The organism is Micromonospora palomenae (genome assembly GCF_007829925.1).
In the GTDB taxonomy this organism is placed as follows: Bacteria; Actinomycetota; Actinomycetes; order Mycobacteriales; family Micromonosporaceae; genus Micromonospora; species Micromonospora purpureochromogenes.
The window spans coordinates 1,725,016-1,751,853 of sequence record NZ_VIXA01000001.1 but is presented as its reverse complement, the minus strand read 5'-3'; the positions used below and the strand labels follow the sequence as shown (position 1 = coordinate 1,751,853).

General features: G+C 73.8%; 22 protein-coding genes. 11 read left to right on the top strand and 11 right to left on the bottom strand.

Annotation, left to right across the window (positions count from 1 at the left end):
• Positions 1 to 197: 197 nt before the first annotated feature.
• Both FHX75_RS07910 and FHX75_RS07900 read right to left on the bottom strand, forming a co-directional pair.
• Positions 198 to 2,588, bottom strand: coding sequence for an ATP-binding cassette domain-containing protein (locus FHX75_RS07910; protein ID WP_154937640.1), 2,391 nt, complete (start codon positions 2,586 to 2,588; stop codon positions 198 to 200).
• A gap of 341 nt (positions 2,589 to 2,929) precedes the next feature.
• Positions 2,930 to 3,364 carry a helix-turn-helix transcriptional regulator gene (locus FHX75_RS07900; RefSeq protein WP_154937637.1) on the bottom strand — a complete coding sequence of 145 codons (435 nt, stop codon included), beginning with the start codon at positions 3,362 to 3,364 and terminating at the stop codon, positions 2,930 to 2,932.
• A 188-nt stretch (positions 3,365 to 3,552) separates the two neighbouring features.
• Between FHX75_RS07900 and FHX75_RS07895 the strand changes: the two genes are divergently transcribed.
• Together FHX75_RS07895 and FHX75_RS07890 are read left to right on the top strand one after the other, a co-directional pair.
• Positions 3,553 to 4,500: an SRPBCC family protein gene (locus FHX75_RS07895; RefSeq protein ID WP_154937634.1), complete on the top strand. Its 948-nt coding sequence runs from the start codon at positions 3,553 to 3,555 to the stop codon at positions 4,498 to 4,500.
• A gap of 22 nt (positions 4,501 to 4,522) precedes the next feature.
• On the top strand, positions 4,523 to 5,695 hold the full coding sequence (locus FHX75_RS07890) for a zinc-dependent alcohol dehydrogenase (RefSeq protein WP_154937631.1): 1,173 nt from the start codon (positions 4,523 to 4,525) through the stop codon (positions 5,693 to 5,695).
• Between the two features lie 9 nt (positions 5,696 to 5,704).
• Here the strand turns inward: FHX75_RS07890 and FHX75_RS07885 are convergent, their stop codons facing one another.
• A complete protein-coding gene (locus tag FHX75_RS07885; protein WP_154937628.1) occupies positions 5,705 to 7,183 on the bottom strand; it encodes a glutamate-cysteine ligase family protein in 1,479 nt (492 codons plus the stop codon).
• A gap of 165 nt (positions 7,184 to 7,348) precedes the next feature.
• Here FHX75_RS07885 and FHX75_RS07880 point away from each other — a divergent pair, with 165 nt between their 5' ends.
• Positions 7,349 to 7,687 carry a DUF3817 domain-containing protein gene (locus tag FHX75_RS07880; RefSeq protein WP_154937625.1) on the top strand — a complete coding sequence of 113 codons (339 nt, stop codon included), beginning with the start codon at positions 7,349 to 7,351 and terminating at the stop codon, positions 7,685 to 7,687.
• Here the strand turns inward: FHX75_RS07880 and FHX75_RS07875 are convergent.
• A complete protein-coding gene (locus FHX75_RS07875) occupies positions 7,684 to 8,553 on the bottom strand; it encodes an alpha/beta fold hydrolase (protein WP_154937621.1) in 870 nt (289 codons plus the stop codon). The two genes, FHX75_RS07880 and FHX75_RS07875, sit on opposite strands and share 4 nt — an antisense overlap.
• A gap of 39 nt (positions 8,554 to 8,592) precedes the next feature.
• Positions 8,593 to 9,144 (bottom strand): hypothetical protein, encoded by a 552-nt coding sequence (locus FHX75_RS07870; protein ID WP_211364431.1) that lies wholly within the window; start codon positions 9,142 to 9,144, stop codon positions 8,593 to 8,595.
• Between the two features lie 144 nt (positions 9,145 to 9,288).
• Here FHX75_RS07870 and FHX75_RS07865 point away from each other — a divergent pair, with 144 nt between their 5' ends.
• The 3 genes from FHX75_RS07865 to FHX75_RS07855 are packed head-to-tail and all read left to right on the top strand — an operon-like array spanning position 9,289 to position 13,264.
• The gene (locus FHX75_RS07865) at positions 9,289 to 10,407 is read left to right on the top strand and encodes a baeRF2 domain-containing protein (RefSeq protein ID WP_154937615.1); all 1,119 of its coding nucleotides are present in this window, start codon (positions 9,289 to 9,291) and stop codon (positions 10,405 to 10,407) included.
• Positions 10,400 to 12,160 (top strand): thiamine pyrophosphate-binding protein, encoded by a 1,761-nt coding sequence (locus FHX75_RS07860; protein WP_154937612.1) that lies wholly within the window; start codon positions 10,400 to 10,402, stop codon positions 12,158 to 12,160. Before FHX75_RS07865 ends, FHX75_RS07860 begins: the two co-directional genes overlap by 8 nt.
• A gap of 51 nt (positions 12,161 to 12,211) precedes the next feature.
• A complete protein-coding gene (locus tag FHX75_RS07855; RefSeq protein ID WP_154937609.1) occupies positions 12,212 to 13,264 on the top strand; it encodes an iron-containing redox enzyme family protein in 1,053 nt (350 codons plus the stop codon).
• A 92-nt stretch (positions 13,265 to 13,356) separates the two neighbouring features.
• Here FHX75_RS07855 and FHX75_RS07850 read toward each other — a convergent pair whose 3' ends face one another.
• On the bottom strand, positions 13,357 to 13,587 hold the full coding sequence (locus tag FHX75_RS07850) for a CDGSH iron-sulfur domain-containing protein (protein ID WP_154937606.1): 231 nt from the start codon (positions 13,585 to 13,587) through the stop codon (positions 13,357 to 13,359).
• A 234-nt stretch (positions 13,588 to 13,821) separates the two neighbouring features.
• On the opposite strand from FHX75_RS07850, the gene FHX75_RS07845 reads away from it, so the two are divergent.
• Positions 13,822 to 15,192 carry a hypothetical protein gene (locus tag FHX75_RS07845; protein ID WP_154938918.1) on the top strand — a complete coding sequence of 457 codons (1,371 nt, stop codon included), beginning with the start codon at positions 13,822 to 13,824 and terminating at the stop codon, positions 15,190 to 15,192.
• Positions 15,193 to 15,474: 282 nt separating this feature from the next.
• A complete protein-coding gene (locus tag FHX75_RS07840) occupies positions 15,475 to 16,614 on the top strand; it encodes a SigB/SigF/SigG family RNA polymerase sigma factor (RefSeq protein WP_154937603.1) in 1,140 nt (379 codons plus the stop codon).
• 346 nt (positions 16,615 to 16,960) lie between these two features.
• Here FHX75_RS07840 and ctaD read toward each other — a convergent pair whose 3' ends face one another.
• From ctaD to FHX75_RS07815, 5 genes are all read right to left on the bottom strand, one after another.
• The gene (gene ctaD / locus FHX75_RS07835; protein WP_154937600.1) at positions 16,961 to 18,964 is read right to left on the bottom strand and encodes an aa3-type cytochrome oxidase subunit I; all 2,004 of its coding nucleotides are present in this window, start codon (positions 18,962 to 18,964) and stop codon (positions 16,961 to 16,963) included.
• 90 nt (positions 18,965 to 19,054) lie between these two features.
• Complete coding sequence (locus FHX75_RS07830; RefSeq protein WP_246157778.1) at positions 19,055 to 19,741, bottom strand: ATP-binding protein; 687 nt, start codon at positions 19,739 to 19,741, stop codon at positions 19,055 to 19,057.
• 133 nt (positions 19,742 to 19,874) lie between these two features.
• Positions 19,875 to 20,339, bottom strand: a complete 465-nt coding sequence (locus tag FHX75_RS07825) for a DUF4383 domain-containing protein (protein WP_154937594.1) — start codon at positions 20,337 to 20,339, stop codon at positions 19,875 to 19,877.
• A gap of 99 nt (positions 20,340 to 20,438) precedes the next feature.
• Entirely contained in the window at positions 20,439 to 21,596 is a 1,158-nt protein-coding gene (locus FHX75_RS07820; RefSeq protein WP_154937591.1) for a glycosyltransferase, read from the bottom strand.
• A 103-nt stretch (positions 21,597 to 21,699) separates the two neighbouring features.
• A complete protein-coding gene (locus FHX75_RS07815; protein ID WP_154937588.1) occupies positions 21,700 to 22,713 on the bottom strand; it encodes a glucosyl-3-phosphoglycerate synthase in 1,014 nt (337 codons plus the stop codon).
• 219 nt (positions 22,714 to 22,932) lie between these two features.
• Here FHX75_RS07815 and FHX75_RS07810 point away from each other — a divergent pair, with 219 nt between their 5' ends.
• The 3 genes from FHX75_RS07810 to FHX75_RS07800 are packed head-to-tail and all read left to right on the top strand — an operon-like array spanning position 22,933 to position 26,823.
• Positions 22,933 to 23,946 carry a Gfo/Idh/MocA family protein gene (locus FHX75_RS07810; RefSeq protein ID WP_154937585.1) on the top strand — a complete coding sequence of 338 codons (1,014 nt, stop codon included), beginning with the start codon at positions 22,933 to 22,935 and terminating at the stop codon, positions 23,944 to 23,946.
• Complete coding sequence (locus tag FHX75_RS07805) at positions 23,939 to 25,027, top strand: zinc-binding dehydrogenase (protein ID WP_154937582.1); 1,089 nt, start codon at positions 23,939 to 23,941, stop codon at positions 25,025 to 25,027. The genes FHX75_RS07810 and FHX75_RS07805 overlap by 8 nt, the downstream gene beginning before the upstream one ends.
• Positions 25,028 to 25,074: 47 nt before the next feature.
• Positions 25,075 to 26,823 carry an ABC transporter ATP-binding protein gene (locus FHX75_RS07800; protein WP_154937578.1) on the top strand — a complete coding sequence of 583 codons (1,749 nt, stop codon included), beginning with the start codon at positions 25,075 to 25,077 and terminating at the stop codon, positions 26,821 to 26,823.
• The last annotated feature ends 15 nt before the right edge of the window (positions 26,824 to 26,838 follow it).

Sequence of the window (26,838 nt, the reverse complement as noted above, 5' to 3'; positions counted from 1 at the left end):
CGTAGCGCGTCTGGCGACGCTGGTCGGCCTGACCCGGTGACCTGGGAGGGTGCCGTCGGCGCGGCGCTGGAGTCCCGGAGCGGGCAGCCCGCCTGGGACCGAGCCGCTGCGCCACGTCCGGACGGCCGGCGGCGGGGCCGAGATCACCTCGGCCCCGCCGCCGTCAACCGGATGCGTCCGACAGGGTGGCGGCGCGGTCAGGCGCCGACGTAGGCGGCGAGGTGCTCGCCGGTGAGGGTGGAGCGGGCGGCGACGAGGTCGGCGGGGGTGCCCTCGAAGACGACCCGGCCGCCGTCGTGGCCGGCGCCCGGACCGAGGTCGATGATCCAGTCGGCGTGCGCCATGACGGCCTGGTGGTGCTCGATGACGATGACCGACTTGCCGGAGTCGACGAGCCGGTCGAGCAGGCCGAGCAGGTGCTCGACGTCGGCGAGGTGCAGGCCGCTGGTCGGCTCGTCCAGGACGTAGACGCCGCCCTTCTCGGCCATCCGGGTGGCCAGCTTGAGCCGCTGCCGCTCGCCGCCGGAGAGCGTGGTGAGCGGCTGGCCGAGGCTGAGGTAGCCGAGCCCGACGTCGGCGAGCCGCTGCAGGATCGCGTGGGCCGCGGGGATCCGCGCCTCGCCGGCGCCGAAGAACTCCTCGGCCTCGGTCACCGACATCGCGAGCACCTCGCTGATGTCGCGGCCGCCGAGGTGGTATTCGAGCACCGACGCCTGGAATCGCTTCCCCTCGCACTGCTCGCAGACGGTGGCGACCCCGGCCATCATCGCCAGGTCGGTGTAGATGACGCCGGCGCCGTTGCAGGTGGGGCAGGCGCCCTCGGAGTTGGGGCTGAACAGCGCCGGCTTCACGCCGTTGGCCTTCGCGAACGCCTTGCGGATCGGCTCGAGCAGTCCGGTGTACGTCGCCGGGTTGCTCCGCCGGGACCCGCGGATGGCGGTCTGGTCGACCGAGACCACACCGTCCCGGCCGGACACCGAGCCGTGGATCAGGGAGCTCTTGCCGGAGCCGGCGACGCCGGTCACCACGGTGAGCACCCCGAGCGGGATGTCGACGTCGACGTTCTGGAGGTTGTGGGTGGCGGCGCCGCGGATCTCCAGGGTGCCGGTGGGCGTGCGCACCGTCTCCTTGAGGGCGGCCCGGTCGTCGAAGTGGCGGCCGGTGATGGTGTCGCTGGTCCGCAGCCCCTCGACGGTGCCCTCGAAGCAGACCGTGCCGCCCGCCGTGCCGGCGCCGGGGCCGAGGTCGACGACGTGGTCGGCGATCGCGATGGTCTCCGGCTTGTGCTCCACGACCAGCACCGTGTTGCCCTTGTCACGCAGCCGCAGCAGCAGGTCGTTCATCTTCTGGATGTCGTGCGGGTGCAGCCCGACGGTGGGCTCGTCGAAGACGTAGGTGACGTCGGTGAGCGAGGAGCCGAGGTGGCGGATCATCTTGGTGCGCTGCGCCTCGCCGCCCGACAGCGTGCCCGAGGGCCGGTCGAGCGAGAGGTAGCCCAGCCCGATCTCCACGAACGAGTCGAGGAGGTGTTGCAGCCCGGCGAGCAGCGGGGCCACCGACGGCTCGTCGAGTCCGCGGACCCAGTCGGCCAGGTCGCTGATCTGCATCGCGCAGACGTCGGCGATGTTCTTCCCCTGGATCTTCGACGACCGGGCCTCTTTGCTGAGCCGGGTGCCGTCGCACTCGGGGCAGGTCGTGAAGGTCACCGCCCGCTCCACGAAGGCGCGGATGTGCGGCTGCAGCGCGTCGACGTCCTTGGACAGGAACGACTTCTGGATCTTCGGGATCAGCCCCTCGTACGTCAGGTTGATCCCTTCGATCTTGATCTTGGTCGGCTCCTTGTAGAGCAGGTCGTGCAGTTCCCGCTTGGTGTACCTGCGGATCGGCTTGTCGGGGTCGAAGAAGCCGCAGCCGCGGAAGATGCGACCGAACCAGCCGTCCATGCTGTAGCCGGGGATGGTGAGCGCGCCCTCGTTGAGCGACAGGCTGTCGTCGTACAGCGCGGACAGGTCGAAGTCGGTGACCGAACCCATGCCCTCGCAGCGCGGGCACATGCCGCCGGTGATGGCGAAGCTGCGCCGCTCCTTGACGGTCTTCCCGCCGCGCTCGAGGGTGACCGCCCCCGCACCGCTGATCGAGGCGACGTTGAAGGAGAACGCCTGGGGCGATCCGATGTGCGGCTGGCCGAGCCGGCTGAAGACGATCCGCAGCATCGCGTTGGCGTCGGTGGCGGTGCCGACCGTGGAACGGACGTTGGCGCCCATCCGCTCCTGGTCGACGATGATCGCGGTCGTCAGCCCGTCGAGCACGTCGACCTCGGGCCGCGCCAGCGTCGGCATGAAGCCCTGCAGGAAGGCGCTGTAGGTCTCGTTGATCATCCGCTGCGACTCCGCGGCGATCGTGCCGAACACCAGCGAGCTCTTGCCCGAGCCGGAGACGCCGGTGAACACCGTCAGCCGGCGCTTCGGGATCTCGATGCTGACGTCCTTGAGATTGTTCTCGCGCGCGCCCTGCACGCGGATCAGATCGTGGCTGTCGGCAACGTGCGGCGCGGGCGACCGCGGGTCCGTCCTCGTGGCCATGCTCATCGTGTCTCCATCTGTGTGGCGGGGCCGCTCCGCGGGCTCCGTCGGCGTCGCGCTCGGCGCAGGAACCACGGTATCCAGGCTGCTCCGGCCGGTGGTGCCCCGGTGGTCTCGGCCAACCGGCGCGTCCGGGCGAGGCGTCACACCGGTCGGGGGTCGTCGCGCATCAGCTCGCGGTCGGGCAGCTCGGTCGCCTCGCGCCGGCAGCCGGACGGCTCAGCGCAGCTCGTCGATCCGGATGAGGTTGCCCGTCAGGTCGCGGAAGGCCAGGGCGGCGTCCGCGTCGGTGTGCGGGAGGAACGCGTGGTGACTGCTGACGTTCATGGCGGTCACGCTAGTTGCGGCTACGTGACCCGTGCTTCTCGATTCCTGATCGGTCTGGTCACCTGTTTCGAGATGCACGGCGGCATCTCCGCCGTCGCGCGAGCCTGCTCGGCCCGATAGGTGCTCGGCGGCACACCGACCAGCTCGGTGAAGCGGGTGCTGAAGGTGCCCAGCGACGAGCAGCCGACCGCGAAGCAGACCTCGGTGACGCTGAGGTCGCCACGACGCAGCAGCGCCATGGCGCGCTCGATACGACGCGTCATCAGGTAGGAGTACGGCGATTCGCCGTAGGCCTGCCGGAACTGGCGGCTGAGGTGCCCGGCCGACATGTTCGCGCCGCGGGCGAGCGCCTCGACGTCCAGCGGCTGCGCGTACTCCCGGTCGATCCGGTCGCGGACCCGGCGCAGCCGCGCGAGGTCGCTCAGGCGCTGCGCCTCGGGAGATCTGCTGGTCACATACCAGATCGTGCCACATCCGGCGGTGTCTGGAGCGCCGCCGACCGCCGGGCGACTCGGAGATCCGTCCGGGTTTCGGGCTGATTCGGGTTCTTGGGGCGATTGGTGGGCATAGCGTCAGGCGTGGCGGCTTCCGGCCGCCGGGCCGCCCCGTGGGCGGTCACGGGCCGAGCGACGGTGGTGCGGACGTGGACAGGACCGAACCGACGGTGCTGGACGAGTTGGAAGGCAAGGGCCGGGGTACCGGGCTGCCCCGGCTGCTGGGCGTGGTCAGTCTCGCCCTCGGCGCGGGCGGCCTGCTCGCCCCTCGCGCGGTGGCCCGGCTGACCGGGGTGGACGACTCCCCGCACGCGGTGGGTGTCATTCCGGCGGTGGCCGCCCGGGAACTGGGCCACGCCGCCGGGCTGCTCACCGGGCGTCGCCCCGGCGGCTGGGCCTGGACCCGGGTGGCCGGGGACGCGGCCGACCTGACCCTGCTCGGCCGGGCGCTGGCCGACCGGTGCGGCGAGCGGCGTCGGCGGGTCGCCCTGACCACCGCCGTCGTCGCCGGCATCGCCGTCGTCGACCTGCTCGCCGCCGTCCGCGCCGGTCGGGCCCGCCGGGCCCGGGAACGGCTGATCCTCATGGAGGTCGGCGTCACCGTCAACCGGCCGGCGTCGGAGGCGTACCGGTTCTGGCGGGACCTGGAGAACCTGCCCCGCTTCATGGCCCACCTGGAGTCCGTCCGCGCCGAGGACCTGCGCCGCTCGCACTGGACCGCACGCGGCCCCGCCGGCCGGCTGGTCGGCTGGGACGCCGAGATCGTCGAGGACCGTCCCGACGAACTGATCGCCTGGCGATCGCTGCCCGGCGCCCAGGTGCCCAACGCCGGCCGGGTCCGCTTCGTGCCGGCCCCCGGCGACCGGGGCACCGAGGTCCGGGTGGAACTGGGGTACGCCCCGCCCGCCGGGCGGCTCGGCCGCGCGGTGGCGAAGCTCTTCGGCGAGGAGCCGGAGCAGCAGATCCGCGACGACCTGCGCCGGTTCAAGCAGGTGCTGGAGACCGGCGAGGTGGTCCGCTCCGACGCCAGCCCGCAGGGGATCACCCTGCACCAGCAGCTCAAACAACGGCCCGCCCAGCCGCTGCCCGCCCGCTGAACGCCACCGGGAAGGAAAGACGATGAGAGCCACCACCTGGACGGGCAAGGACAGCGTCAAGGTCGTCGACGTGCCCGACCCGCGCATCATGAACGCCCGGGACGCCATCGTGAAGATCAGCTCGACGGCGATCTGCGGCTCCGACCTGCACCTGTACCACGGCTACATCCCGGCCATGCGCAAGGGCGACATCCTCGGCCACGAGTTCATGGGCGAGGTGGTCGAGGTCGGCCCGGAGGTGGACAACCTCGCCGTCGGCGACCGGGTGGTGGTGCCGTTCCCCATCGCCTGCGGCAACTGCGCCTCCTGCCAGCAGGGCCGCTACTCGGTCTGCGAGAACTCCAACCCCAACGCCGGGATCGCCGAGAAGATCATGGGCCACTCGCCGGCCGGCATCTTCGGCTACAGCCACCTGCTCGGCGGGTACGCCGGCGGCCAGGCCGAGTACGCCCGGGTGCCGTTCGCCGACGTCGGTCCGATCAAGATCCCCGACGAGGTCCCCGACGACCAGGCGCTGCTGCTCGCCGACGTCTTCCCCACCGCCTACATGGGTGCGGAGATGTGCGACATCACGCCCGGCGACGTGGTCGCGGTCTGGGGCGCCGGGCCGGTCGGCCTCCTCGCCGCCGCCAGCGCCCGGCTGCTCGGCGCGGAGCGCGTCATCGTCATCGACCGGTACCCGTACCGGCTGCGGCTCGCCGCCGAGCGGGCCGGCGCGGAGACGATCAACTACGAGGAACTCGACGTGCTGGACGAGCTGAACCGGCTCACCGCCGGCCGGGGCCCGGACGCCTGCATCGACGCCGTCGGGCTGGAGGGGCATCACGGCAACGCCGCGATGTACGCCTACGACCGGGTGAAGCAGGCCGGCCGGCTGGAGACCGAGCGCCCCTTCGCGCTGCGCGAGGCGATCCTGGCCTGCCGCAGCGGGGGAGTGGTCTCGGTGGTCGGGGCGTACGGCGGGTTCGTGGACAAGTTCCCGATGGGCGCGTTCATGAACCGCTCGCTGATCATGCGGACCGGGCAGTGCCACGTGCAGCGCTACACCCGCCCACTGCTGGAGCGGATCGTGAAGGGCGAGATCGACCCGAGCTTCGTCATCAGCCACCGGATGCCGCTCAAGGACGCGGCCAAGGGCTACAAGATCTTCCAGAAGAAGCAGGACGACTGCACCAAGGTGGTGCTCAAGGTCTGACGGCGCGGCTCAGGGCAGTGGCCACTCGTGGACCGGGCGGTTGCTGTGCATCAGGTCCACGTAGTGGCGGACCACCTCGCGCAGCGCCTCCGGCCGGTCCAGGTGGTCGGCGGACTCCAGCCGGTGCAGGGTCTCCACCTGCCAGGTCGCCCCGTTGCGCCCGGTCAGGCAGCGCTGCTCGATGATGCTGAGCAGCCGGTCGCGCTCGGCCGGGTCCACCCCCCACCGGTCCAGCCCCTGGTACGCCAGCGGCAGCAGCCGCCGCAGCACCAGCTCGGTCACCGGCAGGTAGCCCAGGCCGGGCCAGTAGACCTGCGCGTCGATCCCGTGCCGGGCGCAGTTGGTGAAGTTCTCCTCCGCGGCGCTGAACGACATCTGCGACCACAGCGGACGGTCGGACTCCGCCAGGGCTCGGACCAGCCCGAAGTAGAAGGCGCCGTTGGCGACGGTGTCCAGCACCGTCGGCCCGGCCGGCAGCACCCGGTTCTCCACCCGCAGGTGCGGGCGGCCCTTGAGCACGTCGTAGACCGGCCGGTTCCACCGGTAGACGGTGCCGTTGTGCAGCCGCAGCTCGGCCAGCTTCGGCACCCCGCCGGCGGCGAGCGCCTCGGCCGGGTCCTCCGGGTCGCAGACCGGCAGCAGCGCGGGGAAGTAGCGGACGTTCTCCTCGAACAGGTCGAACACGCTGGTGATCCAGCGTTCGCCGAACCAGACGCGGGGGCGTACCCCCTGGGCCTTGATCTCCTCCGAGCGGGTGTCGGTGGCCTGCTGGAACAGCGGGATGCGGGTCTCCCGCCACAGCTCCCGGCCGAAGAACAGCGGCGAGTTCGCGCCGAGCGCCACCTGGATGCCGGCGACCGCCTGGGCGGCGTTCCAGTAGTCGGCGAACTGCGCCGGGCTGACCTGGAGGTGGAACTGGGTGCTGGTGCAGGCCGCCTCCGGGGTGATGGTGTCCGCGGTGGTCGCCAACCGCTCCACCCCGTTGATCGAGATCCGCAGGTCCTCGCCCCGGGCCGCGAAGATCTGCTCGTTGAGCAGCTCGTAGCGCGGGTTCTGCGACAGCGTCGCGGCGGTGAGGTGCTCCGGGCGCAGGGTGGGCAGGATGCCGATCATCACCATGTGCGCGCCGACCGTGCGGGCCTTCTGCTCCGCCGCGTTCAGGCTGGCCCGGACGTGCTCCTCGAACTCGGCGGTGCCGGTGCCGGCGAGCCGGCGGGGCGCCACGTTGATCTCGACGTTGAACTGCCCCAGCTCGGTCTGGAAGCTGGGATCGGCGACGGCGGCCAGCACGTCGGCGTTGCGCATCGCCGGCATCGACTCCTCGTCGACCAGGTTCAGCTCGATCTCCAGCCCGGTCATCGGCCGCTCCACGTCGAACCGCGACTCGCGCAGCATCTCGGCGAAGACGTCCAGGCAGCGGCGTACCTTCTCGCGGTAGCGGGCCCGGTCCTCTCGGCTGAAGGTCCGCGCACCGACGTCTTCGCCCATTGGTCACCACCCTGTCACCGTTGGTTCCCCCAAACCTCGCACGTTCCGGCGTGGGCGGGGAAGACCCGAAGGACTCTTACCTACCCATTCGCGGCCTCCGTGATCCCCGTCCCTCCGCTGCGGTTGCGCCCCGGGTCGAGCGACCCGGCTGGTTAGCATGGCGCGATGCGTGAGAAGACGACCCGGCTGTTCGTGGCGGCGGCGATCGCCGAGGCGTGCTCCTGGCTGGCCCTGCTGGTCGGCATGGCCGTCAAGTACGGCCCGCCGGCCAACGAGATCGGCGTCAAGATCTTCGGGCCGATCCACGGCGGACTCTTCGTCGCCTACGGGCTGCTGGTGCTGGTGATGGCCCGCACCCACCGGTGGAGCCTGCCCGTCACCGCCGTCGCCCTGATCAGCGCCGTGCCGCCGTTCGCCACGCTGTTCTTCGAGCGCTGGGCCCGGCGGCGGGGCATGCTCCGCACCGCCCCCGAGCCGGCCCGCCCGCTCACCCCGGTCGGCTAACCGCCCTCGGTCGCCAGGAACGCGCCCAGCACGGCGGCGAGCTGCTCCGGCGCCTCCTCCGCCATGTGGTGCCCGGAGTCGACGGAGGCCACCCGCAGGTCCGGAGCCCACTCGCGCCAGATCGCGGCCGGGTCGCCGTACAGCTCCTCCATGTCGTCGCGGGTGGAGTAACAGAACAGCACCGGGCAGCCGATCCGCCGCCCGGCGGCCCGGTCGGCCTCGTCGGCCGCCCGGTCCGGGCCGAGGCCGGCCCGGTAGTCCTCGCACATCGCGTGCACCGTCGCCGGGTCGTGGATGGCCCGGCGGTAGTCGGCGTACGCCTCCGCACCCATCTCGGCGGGGGAGCCGCCGTACCAGGCGTCGGGGTCGGCGTTGATCACCCGCTCGGCCGGCTTGGCCGACTGGGCCAGGAAGAACCAGTGCCACCAGCGGGCGGCGAAGCGGGCGTCGCACCGGGCCAGCGCCTCGCCGATCGGCACCCCGTCGAGGACGCCGAGCCGGCTCACCCGGCCCGGGTGGTCCAGCGCCGTGCGCATCGCCACGTAGCAGCCCCGGTCGTGGCCGACGACCGCCGCCCGGTCGTGGCCGAGGGCGTCGAGCAGGCCGACGACGTCGGCCGCCATCGCCCGCTTCGCGTACCCGGCGTGGTCGGGGCCGGCCGGCGGCTTCGACGAGCCACCGTAGCCGCGCAGGTCCGGGCAGATCACGGTGAACCGGTCGGCGAGCAGCGGCGCCACCCGGTGCCAGGTCGCGTGGGTACGCGGGTGCCCGTGCAGCAGCACCACCGGCGGGCCGGACCCGCCGTGCCGTACCCGCAGCCGGACGGGGCCGACATCGACCTGTTCCAGGGCGAATCCGGGAAACATGGCGTCCCCGGTGCCCGGTGCGGCGGGCCGGGAAACTCCTCAGCCGGTGACCACCGAGCAGGCCGCCACGCCGGCGAGCAGCAGCGCGCCGAGCAGCGCCTGGAGCAGCAGCGGCGGCCCCAGGTGCGACCAGACGGTCGCGGTGCGCGGGGTGAGCAGCTGCCCGGTGGTGACGTTGACGATCCGCTCCACCCGGGGCGGCAGGTCCGGGTCGGGCTGCCGGCGCAGGGTCAGCTGCACGTGGTCGGCCGGGTGCAGCGCGCTCTGCGGCAGGTGGCCGTGCAGCTCCACCTCGTAGAGCAGGCCGGCGGCGTCGCGCACCCGCAGCGGGGTTACCAGGAACTCCGGGCCCTTCTTCAGGTCCTTCCAGCCGCGCCGGGCACCGCCCCCGCCACCGGTGGAGAGCAGGCTGCGCACCAGCAGCATCAGCAGCCCCACCACGCTCGCCGCGGTCAGCACCGCCACCAGCACCGGCTGGCCGACACGCACCTCGCGGGGATATCCCTCCAGCAACCGGACGACCCGCCCGGTGAGGATCCGCTGCGTCGGATGCACGACGCGGAGCCGGAGATCGCTGTCCATGACCACCACCGAGAGTCCGGATACGTGCACCGATGGTAGCGGTCGCCCCGGTCGAACGACGTGAATGAACCCCGGTCACGCGGACGTGCCGGCGAGGTGACATCCCCGGTGGCGCGGGTAAGCGTGCGGCCGAGCTGGAAAGGGGTCTCGAGCATGCAGCTGTCCTTCCTGCGCCCGCTCTACGACCGTCCCGGGCCGTGGTGCTCGGTCTACCTGGACGCCTCCAGGGACACCCACGACGCCCACCCCCAGGTGGACCTCCGCTGGCGGGCCCTCAAGGGGCGCCTGCTGGAGCAGGGGGCCGACGCGGTGACCGTCGAGGCGATCGGGCAGGTGGTGCGCGGACACGACCCGATGCCCGGGGACTACGGCGTGGCGATCTTCGCCACCGGCGGCCGGGTGGTGCTCACCGAGTACCTCAGCGCACCACCGTTCAAGGACCTGGCCGTCTGGTCCGCCCTGCCGCACACCATGCCGCTGGTCGCCCAGCGGGGCGAGCAGATCGCCTGGGTCCGGGTGCTGGCCGACCGGTCCGGCGCCGAGGCGATCGCGATCAGCGCCGGCGGGGTGCCGCGCCGGGCGCAGACCACCGGCCGGGAGAGCTTCCAGCTGCGCCGGGTCCAGCCGGGCGGCTGGTCGCAGTCGCGCTACCAGCGCGCCGCCATGGAGGCGTGGCACCACAACGCCGGCGACGCCGTCGCCGCCACCGTCCAGCTGGCCGAGCAGGTCGGCGCCGAGGTGGTGGTGGTGGCCGGGGACGTCCGGGCCACCGGCATGATCGCCGCGCAGCTGCCGGACCGCTGGCAGGACGTGATGGTGCGTACCGACGCGGGCGCGCGCGCCGGCGGTGCCGACCCGCAGCTGATGGACGACATCACCGTGCAGGCCATCGCCGAGGTCGCCGAGCAGCACGTCAGCGCCGCCCTCGACCGCTTCGGCATGCAGGAGGACGTCGGCGCCGGACTGGAGGCCGTGGTGGCCGCCCTGCAGCGCAACCAGGTCGACACCATGCTCATCGTCGACGACCCGTCGGCGACCGGTCAGCTCTGGATCGGCCCGGAGCCGACCGACATCGCCACCGAGCCGGGGCAGCTCGCCGCGGTGCGCGACCCGCAGCAGGTCCGCGCCGACGCGGCGCTGGTCCGCGCCCTGGTCGGCACCGACGCCGAGCTGGCCGTCCTCGGCCGGGACGAGGCACCCGATCTGACCGACGGTATCGGCGCGGTGCTGCGCTACGTCGACGCGGGCACCCCCGGGCGCGGCAATGGCTGACCGGACGGTCGCGGACCTGGTGGTGGACCGGTTACGGGCCTGGCGGGTGCCCCGCGCCTTCGGCTACCCGGGCGAGGCCATCGCCCCGCTGGTCGAGGCGCTGGACGCCGCCGGGGGTGACCCGGAGTTCGTGCCGGCCCGCCACGAGGAGACCGCCTCGTTCATGGCCACCGGGCACGCCAAGTTCACCGGCGGGATCGGCGTCTGCCTGGCCACCCAGGGCCCCAGCGCGGTGCACCTGCTCAACGGCCTGTACGACGCCAAGCTGGACAGCAAGCCGGTGGTGGCGATCGTCGGGGAGGACGTCACCGGCCCGCTGGGCGGCGCGCACGAGGAGATCGGGCTGAGCCGGCTCTTCGGCGACGTGTGCAACCAGTTCGTCCGGTACGGCCGCGCCCCGGGGCAGGTGGTGGTCCTGCTGGACCAGGCGTTCCGGACCGCCGCGGCCACCCGCAGCCCCACCTGTGTGGTGCTGCCCCGGGAGTTGCAGGAGACCGCCGTACCCGATCTCCAGCCGCAGGCGGCCGGGGTGCTGACCGCGACGCCGGGGGAGCCGCTGGCCCGGGTGCTGCCGCACGACGCGGACCTGGACGCCGCCGCGTCGCTGCTCACCATCGGGCAGCGGGTGGCGATCCTGGTCGGCCAGGGCGCCCGGGGCGCGGAGGACGAGGTCGTGGCGCTGGCCGACCGGCTCGGCGCCGGGGTGGCCACCTCGCTGCTGGGCAAGCCGGTGCTCGACGAGCGGCTGCCGTTCCACACCGGGGTGCTCGGCGAGGCCGGCACCACGGCCGCCGCGCAGCTGATGGGCGGCGCCGACACGCTGCTGCTGGTCGGCACGAACGACCCGTGGACCGACTACTTCCCGATGGCCGGGCAGACCCGGACCGTCCAGATCGACATCGACGGGCGGCGGATCGGCACCCGCTACCCGGTGGACGTGCCGCTGGTCGGCGACGCTGCCGAGACGCTGCGCGCGCTGCTCACCCGGGTGCACGACCAGCCGAACCGGCAGTGGCGCGCCACCGTCGAGGGCTCGGTGGACCGCTGGCGGCAGGAATCGATCGCCCGCGCCGAGGCGCCCGCCCAGCCCGTCAACCCGCAGCTGGTGCTGCACGAACTCTCCCACCGGCTGCCGCGGCGCGGCGCGGTCGCCGTCGACGTCGGCTCGGTCATCTACTGGTACGCCCGCCACCTGGAGCTGCCGCCCGGGGTGAACGCGCAGCTCTGCGGCACCCTCGGCTCGATGGGCTGTGCGCTGCCGTACGCGCTCGCCGCCAAGCTCGCCCACCCCGACCAGCCGGTGCTCGCGCTGCTCGGCGACGGCGCGATGCAGCTCAACGGCCTCGCCGAGCTGATCACCGTGGCGCACCGCTGGCACGAGTGGGCGGATCCGCGGCTGGTGGTGCTGGTGCTCAACAACCGCGACCAGTCCGGCATGGGCGGCGGCCGGCAGGTCACCGACACCACCCGCCGCCGCCCGGACGTGCCGTACGCGGGCTGGGCCCGGCTGCTCGGGTTGCACGGGGTCCGGGTCGACCGTCCGGACCTGGTCGGGGCGGCCTGGGACGAGGCGCTCGCCGCGGACCGGCCGTGCGTGCTGGAGGCGGTGGTGGACCCGGAGGTGCCGCTGCGCCCGCCGGAACCGGCGCTGGCCGACCTGCGGGGGGTTTTCGCCGACGGCGACGCCGCCCGTCGGGTTCGGGAACGGATGCTCGCCACCCGGATGACCGTGGAGGCGGAAGACCTCGTTTAGCGCCACCGGGGCAGGGCATCAGGAGACCCCCAGCCGTTACCGGGAGGTTTCATGTCCGACTCCGTCGACCGCCGCTACGGCCCCGCGCCGCTGCCGCAGCCCCGGGGCCCGGTCTCCACCGCCGTGATCGAGTCGCTGCGCCGGTCGCCGCACGACCTGCCGGCCGGGCTGGGCGCGGAGTTGGACCCGGCGGACGCGGTGGTCGACGAGGACCTCCAGCTCACCCTCTTCCTCTGCTACGAGCTGCACTACCGGGGCTGGCAGGGGGTGGACGAGGACTGGGAGTGGCAGCCGTCCCTGCTGGCGCTGCGGTCGGCCGCCGAGCGGCCCTTCGAGGCGGCCCTGCGCCGGCTGGTCGGCCCGCTGCCGGCGGTGCTGCCCGGCGGGGTGCCGCGCGCGCTGGCCGACCTGGTGGCCGCCGACGACGGCCCGTCGCTGGCCGCCGCGCTGCAGCGCCGGGCGACGCTGGCCCAGTTCCGCGAGTTCGTCACCCACCGGTCGATCTACCACCTGCGGGAGGCCGATCCGCACAGCTGGGCCCTGCCCCGGCTGGGCGGTCCGGCCAAGGCCGCGCTCGTGGAGATCCAGATGGACGAGTACGGCAACGGCCGGCTGGACCGGATGCACGCCGAGCTGTTCCGCCGCACCCTGGACCGGCTCGACCTGGACACCGGGTACGCGGCGTACCTGGACCGGGTGCCGGCGGTCACCCTCGCCACCAACAACCTGATCTCGCTGTTCGGCCTGCACCGGCGGCTGCGCGGCGCGCTGCTCGGTCACCTCGCCGCCTTCGAGATGACGTCCTCGCTGCCCAACCGCCGGTACGGCAACGGCCTGCGCCGCCTCGGGCTGGACGAGACGGCCACCCGCTTCTACGACGAGCACGTCGAGGCCGACGCGGTGCACGAGCAGATCGCCGCGCACGACCTCTGCGGCGGACTGGTCCGCACCGAGCCCGGGCTCGCCGCCGACGTGCTGTTCGGCGCGGCGGCCGCCCTGGCGGTGGACCGGCTCTTCGCCGGCCACCTGCTGGACAGCTGGGCGACCGGCGGCTCGTCGCTGCGGGCCGTCGCCGAGCCGTCCCGGGTGGCCGTGGCCGCCTGAGCCGTCCCGGCTGGCGGTGGCCGCGGGCACACCCGCTGACCCGGCACAGCCGGCGCGGGCGTGGTTGCCGGACGGCTCAGCCGGGCGGTGGGTCAGCCTTCCCGGTCGGTGCCCGCGCGGAAATTGATCGCCTTGTGCGTGCCGTCGCAGAACGGCTTCAGCGCCGACTTGCCGCACCGGCACAGCGCCACCGTGCCCCGCCGGGCGTCGATGCTGCGTCCGTCCGGGGTGACCAGCGCGAAGTCTCCCCGGACCAGCAGCGGTCCGTCCTCGTAGGGGGTGATGGTGGCCGCCGCGTCGGCGGTGGGGTGCTCGGCGCTCATGGGACCGGATGTGCCCCTGCCGGCCCGGCCGAAACCCGCCGGGGCGGCCGGACGCCGGTGGGCGTCGACTCACCCGAGCGCCCCGGACCGGCGTACCGCCGCCCACCCGAGCATTGCCCCCAATGCCCGTTTAGACCCCATCCGGACGGGAAGCCGGGTCGCGTGGTGAGCGAACGAGGCAAGGTGGGGCCGGTGCCCAAGGTGCAGAAGGGGCTGACGGCAGACGGCGCCGGCATGGCCGGCGACCGCGTCGTCGCCGCGGGCAGCACGGCCCGGGTACTGGTGGCGGCCACCGCCCGGGCCCTGCGCGGCGCCGACTGCGGCGACCTCGGCCAGTCGACGCCGCTGTCCCGGTTCACCGCGGCGCCCGAACCGGTCCGCCGGGCCGCCGCCGCGCGGGCCGCCGGCCGGATCGCGCTCACCCCGGACCAGACGGCCGAGGTCGACGCCGAGCGGGTCGCCCGGTGGATCGTCGACCAGTACCCCCGCCGCCGGTACCCCGGGGTGGTGCTCGGCTCCCCGCACGCCTCGGCGGTGCACCTGGCGGTCGCCCTGGGCGTACCGTGGCTGCCCGCCGCCTTCGAGATGACCGCGCACTGGACCCGCGGCGCGGTGGACCGGCCGCGCGCGGCCCTGGACCACGGCGCGGCGCTCGCCGCCCGGGTGCTGGCCGGCAACCCCGAGCTGCACCTGCGGCAGGTGCACTGCCCGGCCAGCCGGGGCGCGCTGGCCGGGTCCACGGTGTCGCTGGTGGCCCGCTGGCAGGCCCTGCCCCGGGCGTACGCCCGTTTTCTGGCCGACCGCCTGGAGCCCGCCGCGTCGCTGCTGGTGGTCCGCGACGCGCGCACCTGGCCGGTCAGCGACGAGGGGCAGGGGCACAGCTTCCAGCTCGGCTGCCCGGGCAGCGGCCTGGAGCCGGTGGACTTCCACCCCGACTCGAACGCGCTGCGCCAGGTGCTCCGGTCGGCCGGCGGCGACGGCGGGCACTGGGAGCCGCCGGAGGTCTCCGCCGCCGGCGAGCACGCCGAGCACGGGGTGGAGCCCGGCTTCGTCGACGGGGCGCGGCACTGGGGGCGGCGGCACGGCCACGGGCTGCACGAGGTGCACGTCCCGCAGCCCACGGCGCTGAGCGCGGCCGTCGCCGACCTGTACCGGCGCTGGCTGCGGCGGGCCGGCAAGACCGGCGACCGGCTGGTGGTCGAGTGCGGCCGGCTGCTCGACCCGTGGCAGGTGGTGCGGGCGGGGCTGGTGCCGTACTGGTGCGAGAACGCCACCCGGCGCAGCGTCGACGGGGTGGAGATGTGGCTGGCCGGCAGCGAGCCGTTCAGCTCGGTGGACGTGCTGCCGGAGTCGCCGGGGATGCGCTCGCCCGCCCTCGCCGGGCTGCCCCAGTGGCTCGCCGTGGCCGCGTTCGGCCGCCGTCGCCGGGCGCTCGACCGCACCGCTGCCCGGGGCTACCCGGTCGCCTCGGTGCCCACCCGCCGGGCCACCGAGGTGCTCCGCAACCAGCCGTACGACCTGCCGGTGCCACCGCCGCTCGGGGTGGCCGAGGCGGTCGCCGCGCTGCGCGAGGACGGTGCTCCGATGGGCCTCGCCGTCTCCTGAATCCGGCGGGAAACCGGACGTCCGGCGGTTTCCCGCCGACCCGCCGGACCGAGCTGCCGAAACATCCTCGCGAACCCGGGGTCGCGTGATTGAGTACCTACGGAGCGGGAACACCGCTCGCTGCGACGGATCGAGCACGCCGCGTAGCGTGCTGTCGTCGCTCTCGCGCGTCCGGTGACACCGGCGCGGCACGTGACCCAAGCTTCCGGCCCGGTGCGTGGCCCGACCACGCGCACGACCGGCTCCCATTCCGGGCGGGGGACCTTCCTGAGGGAGGCGCGGATGTTCGGACAGACCACCACAACCACACCACCGCCGACCGAACGCGGCCTGGAGGACCTGGACGCGGCCGCGCTGGCGTACGCGGCCCGGATCGCGGGCCTGCCACCCGAGCGTCGGCAGGAGGCCCGGGACGACCTCGTCCGGTTCGCCCTGCCCTTCGCCGGCCGGCTGGCCCGCCGCTACCGGGGGCGCGGCGAGCCGCTGGAGGACCTGGAGCAGGTGGCCCGCCTCGGCCTGGTCAACGCCGTCGACCGGTACGACCCCGAGCGGGGTTCGTTCACCGCGTACGCGGCGATCACCATCGTCGGCGAGATCAAACGGCACTTCCGGGACCGCACCTGGGGGGTGCACGTGCCCCGCCGGCTGCGCGACCTGATCCTGGAGGTCGGGCAGGCCACCGCGGCGCTGACCAGCGAGCTGTCCCGGGCGCCGAGTGTGGCGGAGCTGGCCGCGCGGCTGGAGACCCCGGAGGAGGAGATCCTCGCCGCGCTGGAGTCGGCCGCCGGCTACAGCCCGGCCTCGCTGAACGCGCCGGTGGGCGGGGAGAGCTCGGCCGAGTTCGGTGACCTGGTCGGCGAGTCCGACAACGCGTTGGAGTCCGTCGACGACCGGGTGACGGTCAGCGGGCTGCTGCACCGGCTGCCCTGGCGGGAACGGCGCATCCTGGCCATGCGGTTCTACGGCAACCAGACCCAGGCCGAGATCGCCGCCCGGTTCGGCATCTCCCAGATGCACGTCTCCCGGCTGCTGTCCCGGGCGCTGACCTGGCTGCGCCAGGCGATGCTCGCCGACGCGCCGCCGCCCTGGCAGAACGGCGCCGCCGAGTGCGAGACCGGCCGGAACCGGATCGCGCTCAAGCGCACCGGCGACCGGGTGGTGGTCGAGGTCGGCGGCGAGATCGACCGGGACGGCGCCGACCAGCTGCGCCGGGTGATGCTGGAGGCGGTCACCGGCCAGCCCCGCGAGGTGGTGGTCGACCTGGACGGCGCCGGCGGGGTCGACGCCGGCGGGATCGCCGCCCTGATGGCCGGCCGCGACGCGGCGGCGCGCACCGGCGTCCCGCTGCGGCTGACCCGGGTCCAGCCCGCAGTACGCCGGTCGCTCACCGCCGCCGGCCTGCCCGCCACCGCCGACGCCTGATCATCGCCGCCCGACCCCGGCCCGGCCCGCCCGTGCCGGGGTCGGCGGCTGCCCGCTTCCCGTGACCAGTGCTCGCCGCCCCGGCTGCCCGGCTCGGGCACGACGGCGGCCGGCGGCCACTCGGCCGCGTCGCTGACCCGCCCGCCGCCGGCGCCAGGTGGGCGCGCACCCACTCCATCCGTAGATCTTGGACAGTTGCCGTCAGCGGCCCGAACGGCAACTGTCCAAGATCCACCGTCGTCGCCCGCTGCGTCGTGGGAGAGCAACGGGAGGCGACACGGTGCGGCCGCCACCACCGAGTCGCGGTGGTGGCGGCCACGTGTCCGTGGGCGCGGCGAGCGCCCGGTCAGTGCTCCTCGGGGTCGCCCTTGCTGTGCGGATGCCGCCAGCGCTCGTCCGACTCCGGGCGCGCCTGGGCGCCGAGCGGGTTGCCCTCCGGCTCGTCGGTCTGCTCGAAGCTGGGCCGGCGCACCACCTCCGGCTCCGGTACCTCGACCGGCCGGGCCCCGGACTGCGGGGCGGGCTGGTACTCCACCGCCTCCCGGGCGCCGTGCGCGCCCTCGGCCGCCGGCGACTCCGGGACGTGCCGCTCGTGTCGCAGCTCCTCGCGGAACTCCTGCGGCGGGCGGGTGGTCCGCTGCGGCAGGTCCCGGCCCAGGTCGGCGACGTGCGGGCCGTACTTGGCGTCGAACGCCGGGCGCTCGGAGCGGATCCGGGGCATCCGGTCGAAGTTGCGCAGCGGGGGCGGGCAGGTCGTCGCCCACTCCAGCGAGTTGCCGAAGCCCCACGGGTCGTCCACGTTCACCATCGCCCCGTACCGCCAGGTCTTCCAGACGTTGTAGATGAAGAACAGCGTCGACGCCCCCAGGATGAACGAGCCGATGCTGGAGATCATGTTCAGCGTGGTGAAGCCGTCCTGCGGCAGGTAGTCGGCGTACCGGCGGGGCATGCCCTCGGTGCCCAGCCAGTGCTGCACCAGGAAGGTGGCGTGGAAGCCGAGGAACATAGTCCAGAAGTGGATCTTGCCGAGCCGCTCGTCGAGCAGTCGGCCGGTCATCTTGGGGAACCAGAAGTAGACCCCAGCGAAGGCGGCGAAGACGATGGTGCCGAAGAGCACGTAGTGGAAGTGCGCCACCACGAAGTAGGTGTCGGTGGTGTGGAAGTCCGCCGGCGGGCTGGCCAGCAGCACCCCGGTGAGGCCGCCGAGCAGGAAGGTGACCAGGAAGCCGATGGCGAAGAGCATCGGCGTCTCGAAGGTGATCTGTCCCTTCCACATGGTGCCGATCCAGTTGAAGAACTTCACGCCGGTGGGCACCGCGATCAGATAGCTGAGGAAGCTGAAGAAGGGCAGCAGCACCTGGCCGGTGCCGAACATGTGGTGGGCCCAGACGGTCATCGACAGCACCGTGATGGCGATGGTGGCAAGCACCAGACCGGTGTAACCGAAGATCGGCTTGCGGGCGAAGACGGGAATGACCTCGGTGATGATGCCGAAGAACGGCAGCGCGACGATGTAGACCTCGGGATGGCCGAAGAACCAGAACAGGTGCTGCCAGAGCATCGGCCCGCCGGTGGCGGCGTCGAAGACGTGCGCGTTGAGCAACCGGTCCGCGGCGAGCGCGAAGAGGACGGCGGCCAGCAGCGGGAAGACCAGGATGACCAGGACGCTGGTCAGCAGCAGGTTCCAGGTGAAGATCGGCATCCGGAACATGGTCATTCCGGGCGCCCGCAGGGTGAGCGTGGTGGTGATCAGGTTGACCGCGCCGAGGATGGTGCCCAGGCCGGAGAGGGCCAGGCCCATCACCCACATGTTGGCGCCGACGCCCGGGGAGTTCTCCACGTCGCTGAGCGGGTTGTACGCCGTCCAGCCGAAGTCGGCCGCCCCGCTCGGGGTGGCGAACGCGGCGACCACCATGGTGCCGCCGAACAGGTAGAGCCAGTACGCGAGGGCGTTCAGCCGGGGAAAGGCGACGTCCGGCGCGCCGATCTGCAACGGCACGATGTAGTTGCCGAAGGCGAACACCAGGGGCGTCGCGAAGAGCAGCAGCATGATCGTGCCGTGCATGGTGAACATCTGGTTGTACTGCTCGGGCGAGAGGATCTGCAGGCTCGGCCGGGCCAGCTCGACCCGGACCAGCAGCGCCAGCACTCCGCCGATGATGAAGAAGATGAACGAGGTGACCAGGTACAGCAGGCCGATCTGCTTGGCGTCGGTCGTGCCGAGCAGCTTGATCAGTTTGGCTCCCGGCAGAGCCGGCCGGACCGGGCCGGGGTAGCCGCCGAACCGCGCCGGCGCGAGGATCGCCGGCCCCCGGTCTCGCGCCGGCTCCGTTGTCACCCGTCTGGGCATGTGGCTTCTCACCCCGTCGTCACGACAGAAAGGACGGGCGCGACTACCCGCCCCTCTGCCCATGTAACCAGGCGAGAGAGGGAATTTCGGTCAATTCGCCGGCACGACCGCCCAGACGACCTTCCCGTCGGCGAGCGGGACGCTGCCCCACCGCTGCGCCGTCTCCCGGACCAGCATCAGCCCGCGCCCACCCTCGGCACGCAGCCCCGGGTTGTTCGGCCGCGCCGCGCTGCGGCTGCCGTCGGTCACCGCCACGTGCAGGTACGGCCGGCGCAGTGTCAGCGTCACCTGCATCGGCGTGTGCGCGTGCCGCACGACGTTGCCGACCAGCTCGCTGAGCACCAGCGAGGCCGGGCCGACCAGCTCCGGCGCGTTCCACCGGCCGCAGGCCTCGCCGACCAGCTCCCGGGCGCGCCGGCAGGCGCCCGCCACCGGCTCAAGGCGGGCCCGCAGCCGGGGTGCGGCGACCTCGCCGGCCAGCCGGGTCGCCTCGGCGCAGTCCCGGTGCACCGGCACCACCCGGCAGGTGGTGGACTCGGCGAGCCAGGCGGCCGCGTCCGACGGGGGAGCGCAGACCAGCACCGGCACGGCGGGCCACCCGGCGGCCTGACGGGCCGTGGCGGCGAAGACGGACAGCGCGAGCCGGTCGGCGACGGTGACGTCCTCCAGGTCGACCACCAGCGCGTCCGGCTGGGCGGAGAGGCAGCGGTCCAGCACGGTGTGCACCGACCGCATCGTGCCGAGGTCGAGCTCGCCGTGCAGGTGGACGACGGTCACGGGTGACTCGTCATGCACCTCGCAGGTGATCCGGCTCGCCATCGGCCCCTCGATTCCGCTCGCATGCCCAGATCCAGCCAGGTACCCGCGGCTTCTCCGGGTGAAACCGGACCGACCGGATGCGGTGGCCCGGTCAGCGGCGATCCCCGTCACGTCGGGCGAGCACGCCGAGCGCGAGCATTCCGGCGCCGAGCGCGAGGTGCAGGAGGTCGTCGGCGGGGTTGACCGGGATGACGTTCGCCGCGCTGCCGTGGTCGACGGCCAGCCCGTAGAGCCACAGCACCAGGTAGACCGCCCCGCCGCCGATCAGGTAGGCGCGCGCCAGCCGGACGGTGCGCGACAGCGCCAGCCCGGCCACGCCGAAGGCCAGGTGCAGCAGGTTGTGCAGCACCGACACCTGGAACAACCCGAACAGCTGGGCGCCGGACTGGTGCCCGGCCAGTCGCAGGTCGGCGTAGTCGCTGGTGATCCCGGGCACGAACCCCAGGGCCCCGATCAGGAGGAACACCGTCCCGACCGTGGCGGCGGCCCGGCGTACCGGCGCGCGGCCGTCCGCCGGGTTGCGCCGGGCCCGGGAGTGGGCCATCGGACCGGCCATCGCGCGCTCCCTCCGTCGCGTCGCCGCGTTCCCGCCTCCCGGCCCGACAAACGGGCCCGGACCAGACCGGTCCGGGCCCGTGAGAGCAGGGGGTACGCCTCAGGCGACCTGCAACTGCCGGGCCCGGGCGCCCTGGCGGACCCGCTCGTACAGCTCGACGTAGCGCTGCGCCATCACCGCCGGGGTGAACCGGGCCGCGGCCTCCCGCCGGCACTCGTCCGCGTCGAGCAGGCTGGCCGCCAGCAGCAGGTCGCCGAGCTCGTCCTCGTCGGTGGTGAGCAGGCCGGTGCGTCCGTGCTCGATCAGCTCGGGCAGGCAGCCGCGGGCAGTCGCCACGACCGGGGTACCCAGCGCGAGGGACTCCACCACGGCGGTGCCGCCCGGTTCCTCCCAGCGCAGCGGGAACAGTGAGGCCTTCGCCCCGGCCAGCAGGTCGTCGCGCTCCTGACCGGCCACCGTGCCGACCCAGCGGACCAGCTCGCCGTCGACGTGCGGGGCCACCTCGTCGTAGAAGAACCGCACGTCGGGGTTCTGCCGGGCCTCGTCGCCGGCGGCGGCCAGGTCCTCCGGCCGGTGGTACGGCCCGACCGGGCCGGCGAGCACCAGCGGCACCCCGACCCGCTGGGCCAGCCGGGCGCCCACGTCCTGCCCCTTGCCCGGGTTGATCCGCCCCAGGATGATCGCGTAGTCGCCCTTTTCCGGGCGCGGCGCGCGGTCCGCGCCGACGGCCAGCGGAGTGGACAGGTGCACGTGCCCCACCGAGTGCTCCCGCAGCGCCCGGGGAGCGCGGGCGAGCTGGGAGGCGGAGACGCCGTTGACCCGGACCCGGTCGCCGGCGTCCAGGTTGCCGTAGAGCTCGGGGTGCTTGGCCAGGTCCCAGTGCAGGGTGTGCAGCACGGGCGGGCCGTCCGGCCCCATCGCGGCCAGGGTGGCCAGCCCGACCGCCTCCACGTGGTCGTGCACCAGGTCGATGTCGTCGCGGTGGTGCAGCTGCCGGATCACCCCGTTGAGGTGGGCCTGGGAGACGCCGCACACCTGGTTGTAGGGGCGTTGCAGGGCGTGGAACTGCCCGTCGGGGAAGACCGAGAACTTCTCGTCGACCGGCAGGGTGCTGCTCTCCACCGAGGCCAGCACGACCCGTACGCCCAGGCGCCGCAGCTCCGGCACCAGGGTGGCGATGATGTTCTCGATCCCGCCGTAGCCGGGGGGCGGCACGGACAACCAGGGGCCGGCGTTCATCAGGACGGTGAGGCTCATCGCGTTGTGGTCCTTCCCTCGGCGGAAGCCCGCTCGGCCGTCCGCTCTCCGCCCCCGGCCGGCTCGTGCCGGCCGTCGGGTACCCGTCGCGGCGATCCGCCGCTCACGCCGCCACCCGCCGGCGCGGCACCCGGTGCCGCAGCTGGGCCAGCGGCGGGCGCTCGTCCACGGAGACGTCGCTGACCACGATCTCCCGGTCCAGGTTGGGCAGCGCGTCCGAGCCGCCCCGGCGGAACTGGGTGAGCATGGTGGCCGGCATGGTGCCGGGGCTGGCCCAGCCGCGGCGCTGCAACCGCGACCAGGCGGTGTGCATGATCTGCGCGGACATCCGGCCCAGCGCCGCGGTGTCCTGGTGGCGGTGCTTGCGCTCGCCGAGGTCGACCTGGGCGAGGGCGTCGAGGCCGACCAGCTCCAGCAGGTCGATCAGCATCGCCGTCTCGACCCCGTAGCCGGAGACGAACGGCACCTGCTCCAGCACCTCCCGGCGTCCGGCGTACTCGCCGGCGAGGGGCTGCACGAAACCGGCCAGCTCCGGCCAGAAGAGGTTGAGCAGGGGGCGGGCCATCAGCTCCGTCACCCGCCCGCCACCGTCGGCCTCCACGCTGCTGGCGCCGACCAGCGGCCGGTGGTAGAAGCCCTTCACGAAGTCCACCGACGGATCGGTCAGCAACGGTCCGATCAGGCCGGTCACGAAGTGCGGACGGAACTCGCGCAGGTCGGCGTCGATGAAGGCGACCACGTCGCCCTCGGCGGCGGCCAGGCCGGCCCAGAGCGCGTCGCCCTTGCCGGTCAGTCGGGGCAGCCCCCGGGTCATCGCGTCCTGGCTGACCACCTCCGCGCCCGCGGCCCGGGCCACCTGCGCGGTCCGGTCGGTGGACCGGGAGTCCACCACGATCAGCTCGTCGACGAGGGCGACCCGGTCCATCAGGTGTTCGCGGATCGTCGACACGATCGCGCCGACGGTGACCTCCTCATTGCGCGCCGGCAACACCACGCTGACCCGGGTGTCACCCTTGGCCCGCATCAGCCGCCGCGTCGGCCAGTCGTCGGCCGAAGTCGTCCGGTAAGTCGCCCATGCCTCCACCACTGGTGAGACGATCGAATCTGTATCCCGCACTGGCACACCCCCAGATCGTGGCGGAAAACGCGGAGTTGGTTTTCCCATCTCCGCCCGCGCGCTAACCGGATCATGCCTAACAGCTTGATCACGGACCGTGCACGAGCCGGTTCCCGGCAGATGAACGGTTCGTTGCCGAATGCACGGGGTTTCGCGTTCGGGCGGTGGGGGGAGTGCTGTTCCCGCGAGTCGGAGAACAGCGTCGAGAGGGTCGGTGGAATGCGCACGTGCCGGGTGGGACTGGTAGGGGCCGGTGGGGTGGCGCAACGCCATGCCCGCGTGTTGAGCGGTTTCGAGGACGTGGAGCTGCTCGGGGTGCACGACGTGTCCCGGGACGCGGCGACGGAGCTGGCCGGCGCGTACGGCGGCCGGAGCTTCGTCGACGTGGAGGAGCTGCTCGCCGCGGGACCGGACGCGGTGTACGTCTGCGTGCCGCCGTTCGCGCACGGGCCGGTGGAGGAGGCGGTCATCGCCGCCGGCGTCCCGATGTTCGTGGAGAAGCCCGTCGCGGTCGACCTGGAGACCGCCGAGCGGATCGCCGCGCTGGTGCAGGAGAAGCGGCTGCTCACGGCAGTCGGCCACCACTGGCGCTACCTGCACGTGGTCGAGCGGGCCCGCGAGCTGCTGGCCGACCGGCCGGTGCGGATGGTCAACGGTTCCTGGCTGGACAAGGTCCCCCCGGTGGCCTGGTGGGCGGTGCGGGACCGCTCCGGCGGCCCGGTCGTCGAGCAGGCCGCGCACGTGCTGGACCTGGTGCGGTCGCTGGTCGGCGAGGCGGTCGAGGTGACCGCGTACGGCGACGGGAGCCCGCCGCCGGTCGAGGGCGCCGACATCGACTCGGTGACCGCGGCCACGCTGCGCTTCGCCAACGGGGCGGTGGGCACCCTCGCCGCGGCCTGCGTGCTGACCTGGAAGCACCGGGCGGGGCTGGAGATCATCGCCGACGGCCTGGTGCTGTCGCTGGCCGAGGACGGCCTGGTGATCCGCGACGCCGACGGGGAGCGCCGGATCGAATCCGATCCGGACGGTGCCCGGATCGCCGTCGACCGGGCCTTCATCGACGCGGTGACCGGCGTCGGCGACGACGTCCGGGTGCCGTACGCCGAGGCGATGCGGACCCAGCGGCTGGCCCTCGCGGTCGCCGAGTCGGCCCGAACCGGGCGTGCCGTGACCCTGCCGACCGGCCCGGCGTCCGTGCCGCTGGCCACCGCGGGGGTGAGTGTCGATGCGTGACAAGGTCGTGGTGGTCAGCGGTCCCGGCGCCGTCGAACTGGCCGAACAGGACGCCGCCGAGCTGCGCGAGGGCACCTTCCGGGTGGAGACCCTCTACAGCGGCGTCTCCGCCGGCACCGAACTGAGCTTCGTCAAGGGCACCAACCCGTACCTCAACGTCACCTGGAACCCCGATCTCGGCCTGTTCCAGCCCGGTGCGGCGAGCACCCCGTACCCGGTCACCCGGCTCGGCTACATGCAGGTCGGCCGGGTGGTGGAGAGCCGCACCCCGGCGGTCGCCGTCGGCACGGTGGGCGCCATGACCTACGGCCACCGCACCGGGTACGTGGCCGACCCGGTCGCCGAGCGGTTCGTCCCGCTCCCCGACGACCTCGATCCGCTGCTCGGCATCTACGTCGCGCACATGGGCCCGATCTGCGCCAACGGCCTGCTGCACGCCGCCGCCGACCTGTGCGGCACCGACGTGCGCTCGCTCGGCGACGGGGTGCGCGGCCGGCGGGTCGCGGTGGTCGGCAGCGGCGTCGTCGCCCTGCTCACCGCCCTGTTCGCCAAGCGGCACGGCGCCGCCTCCGTGGTGGTGCTGGACCCGACGCCGCAGCGCCGCCAGGTCGCCGAGGCGCTCGGCCTGGAGACGCTCGACCCGGAGGCCGACGACCCGGCCGTGGTGCTCAAGACCCGGTGGAACCACGCCGCCGGCGACCGGGGCGCCGACGTGGTGTTCCAGTGCCGCGGCCAGGCCTGGGCGCTGCACCTGGCGCTGCGCCTGCTGCGCCCGCAGGGCACCGTGATCGACCTGGCCTTCTACCAGGACGGCGCGGACGCCGTCCGGCTCGGCGAGGAGTTCCACCACAACGGGCTCTCGCTGCGCTGCGCCCAGATCGGGCGGGTGCCGCGCGGCCTGACGCCGACCTGGGACCGGGAACGGCTCTCCGCCGAGACCATCGAGCTGCTGCGGCAGTACGGCGACGTGATCCGCAAGCACCTCGTCTCGGCGGTGGTGCCGATGGAGGAGGCGCCCGCCCTGCTGACCGACCTGGCCGAGCGTCGCCGGCAGGAACTCCAGGTGGTGCTGACCGGCTGAGTCGGGCGCCCGGCACCCGGCTGGGCGCGGGCGGCTACGGTCGGCCCATGACCACCGCCGCCGCCCGCCGGCCCGCCGGCCTGGCCGCCCTGCTGCCGTACCTGCGCGCCCACCGCGGCACCCTCGCCGTGGTGGGCGCGTTGTCGTTGGCCGGCGCGGGCGCCGCGCTGGCGCAGCCGCTGCTCACCCGCCAGGTGCTCGACCAGATGGCGGCGGCCCGGCCGGTCACCGGCCTCGTCGTGGCGCTGGTGGCCCTGGTGGTGGCCGGCGCCGCCCTCGGCGGCCTGCGCGACTTCCTGCTGCAACGCACCGCCGAGGGCGTCGTGCTGGGCACCCGGCGCCGACTCGCCGGGCACCTGCTGCGGCTGCCCATCGTCGAGTACGACCGGCGCCGCACCGGCGACCTGCTCTCCCGGGTGGGCTCGGACACCACCCTGCTGCGGGCCGTGGTCACCTCCGGGCTGTTCGAGACGGTCACCGGCGCGGTGATGGTGGTCGGCGCGGCCGGCGCGATGGCCCTGCTCGATCCGGTGCTGTTCGGGGTGACCCTGCTCGGGGTGGCCGCCGGCGTCGGTTTCGCGCTCACCGTCGCCCGCCGGGTGCGCGGGCTGTCCCGCGCCGCCCAGGAGCGCGTCGGGGAGATGACCTCCGCCGTCGAGCGGGCCATCTCCGCCGCCCGGACCATCCGCGCCGCCCGGGCCGAGCACCGCGAGGCCGAGGCCGTCGGCGAGAGCGCCGCCCAGGCGTACGCGGCGGGGCTGCGGGTGGCCCGGGTGCAGGCGGTGGTCGGCCCGGTCAGCACGGTCACCATCCAGGGCGCGTTCCTGCTGGTCCTCGGCGTGGGCGGGGCCCGGGTGGCGGCCGGGGCGATCACCGTCGGCGACCTGGTGGCCTTCGTGATGTTCCTGTTCTTCCTGGTCCTGCCGCTGGGCCAGGCGGTGCACGCGTACACGCAGTTGCAGACCGGGCTGGGCGCGTTGCAGCGGATCGAGGAGGTGCTGGCCGTACCCGCGGAGGACGCCGGGGATGGCGCGGACCCGGCGGCGGCCCCGCCCGCCGGCCGCCCGGCGGCGATCGAGTTCGACCGGGTGGGGTTCGGCTACCCGGACGGCGCCCCGGTGCTGCACGAGGTGAGCTTCACCGTGCCGGCCGGCAGCCGCACCGCCCTGGTCGGCCCCTCCGGAGCCGGCAAGTCGACCCTGCTCGCCCTCGTGGAGCGCTTCTACGAGGTCGACTCCGGGTCGCTGCGGCTCGACGGCGTCGACGTGCGCCGGCTGCCCCGCGACGCCCTGCGGGCCCGGCTCGGCTACGTCGAGCAGGAGGCCCCGGTGCTGGCCGGCACGCTGCGGCAGAACCTGCTGATCGGCGCCCCGGACGCGACCGACGCCGCGCTGCTCGCCGTCCTCGACGAGGTCAACCTCGGCCACCTCGCCGAGCGCACCGACGCCGGGTTGGACGTGCAGGTGGGGGAGGGCGGGGTGCTGCTCTCCGGCGGCGAGCGGCAGCGCCTGGCGATCGCCCGGGCGCTGCTCGCCGGCCCGCCGGTGCTGCTGCTGGACGAGCCGACCAGCAACCTCGACGCGCGCAACGAGGCGGCGCTGCGCCGGGCCATCGACGCGGTGGCCGTGCGGCGCACCCTGCTGATCGTCGCGCACCGGCTCGCCACGGTCGTCGACGCCGACCAGATCGTGGTGCTCGACGGCGGCCGGGTGGTGGCGGTCGGCACCCACGACGAATTGACCGTCACCAGTCCGCTCTACCGCGAGCTGGCCGCTCACCAGCTGCTGGTGAGCTGACCCGACCCGCCGCCC

Excerpts from the sequence above, each read along its gene's own strand:
- FHX75_RS07880 (WP_154937625.1), top strand. The coding sequence starts at position 7,349 with ATGCGTGAGAAGACGACCCGGCTGTTCGTGGCGGCGGCGATCGCCGAG.
- FHX75_RS07885 (WP_154937628.1), bottom strand. The coding sequence starts at position 7,183 with ATGGGCGAAGACGTCGGTGCGCGGACCTTCAGCCGAGAGGACCGGGCC.
- FHX75_RS07875 (WP_154937621.1), bottom strand. The coding sequence starts at position 8,553 with ATGTTTCCCGGATTCGCCCTGGAACAGGTCGATGTCGGCCCCGTCCGG.
- FHX75_RS07810 (WP_154937585.1), top strand. The coding sequence starts at position 22,933 with ATGCGCACGTGCCGGGTGGGACTGGTAGGGGCCGGTGGGGTGGCGCAA.
- FHX75_RS07860 (WP_154937612.1), top strand. The coding sequence starts at position 10,400 with ATGGCTGACCGGACGGTCGCGGACCTGGTGGTGGACCGGTTACGGGCC.
- FHX75_RS07820 (WP_154937591.1), bottom strand. The coding sequence starts at position 21,596 with ATGAGCCTCACCGTCCTGATGAACGCCGGCCCCTGGTTGTCCGTGCCG.
- FHX75_RS07845 (WP_154938918.1), top strand. The coding sequence starts at position 13,822 with ATGGCCGGCGACCGCGTCGTCGCCGCGGGCAGCACGGCCCGGGTACTG.
- ctaD (WP_154937600.1), bottom strand. The coding sequence starts at position 18,964 with ATGCCCAGACGGGTGACAACGGAGCCGGCGCGAGACCGGGGGCCGGCG.
- FHX75_RS07855 (WP_154937609.1), top strand. The coding sequence starts at position 12,212 with ATGTCCGACTCCGTCGACCGCCGCTACGGCCCCGCGCCGCTGCCGCAG.
- FHX75_RS07910 (WP_154937640.1), bottom strand. The coding sequence starts at position 2,588 with ATGAGCATGGCCACGAGGACGGACCCGCGGTCGCCCGCGCCGCACGTT.
- FHX75_RS07825 (WP_154937594.1), bottom strand. The coding sequence starts at position 20,339 with ATGGCCGGTCCGATGGCCCACTCCCGGGCCCGGCGCAACCCGGCGGAC.
- FHX75_RS07890 (WP_154937631.1), top strand. The coding sequence starts at position 4,523 with ATGAGAGCCACCACCTGGACGGGCAAGGACAGCGTCAAGGTCGTCGAC.
- FHX75_RS07840 (WP_154937603.1), top strand. The coding sequence starts at position 15,475 with ATGTTCGGACAGACCACCACAACCACACCACCGCCGACCGAACGCGGC.
- FHX75_RS07800 (WP_154937578.1), top strand. The coding sequence starts at position 25,075 with ATGACCACCGCCGCCGCCCGCCGGCCCGCCGGCCTGGCCGCCCTGCTG.
- FHX75_RS07805 (WP_154937582.1), top strand. The coding sequence starts at position 23,939 with ATGCGTGACAAGGTCGTGGTGGTCAGCGGTCCCGGCGCCGTCGAACTG.
- FHX75_RS07865 (WP_154937615.1), top strand. The coding sequence starts at position 9,289 with ATGCAGCTGTCCTTCCTGCGCCCGCTCTACGACCGTCCCGGGCCGTGG.
- FHX75_RS07850 (WP_154937606.1), bottom strand. The coding sequence starts at position 13,587 with ATGAGCGCCGAGCACCCCACCGCCGACGCGGCGGCCACCATCACCCCC.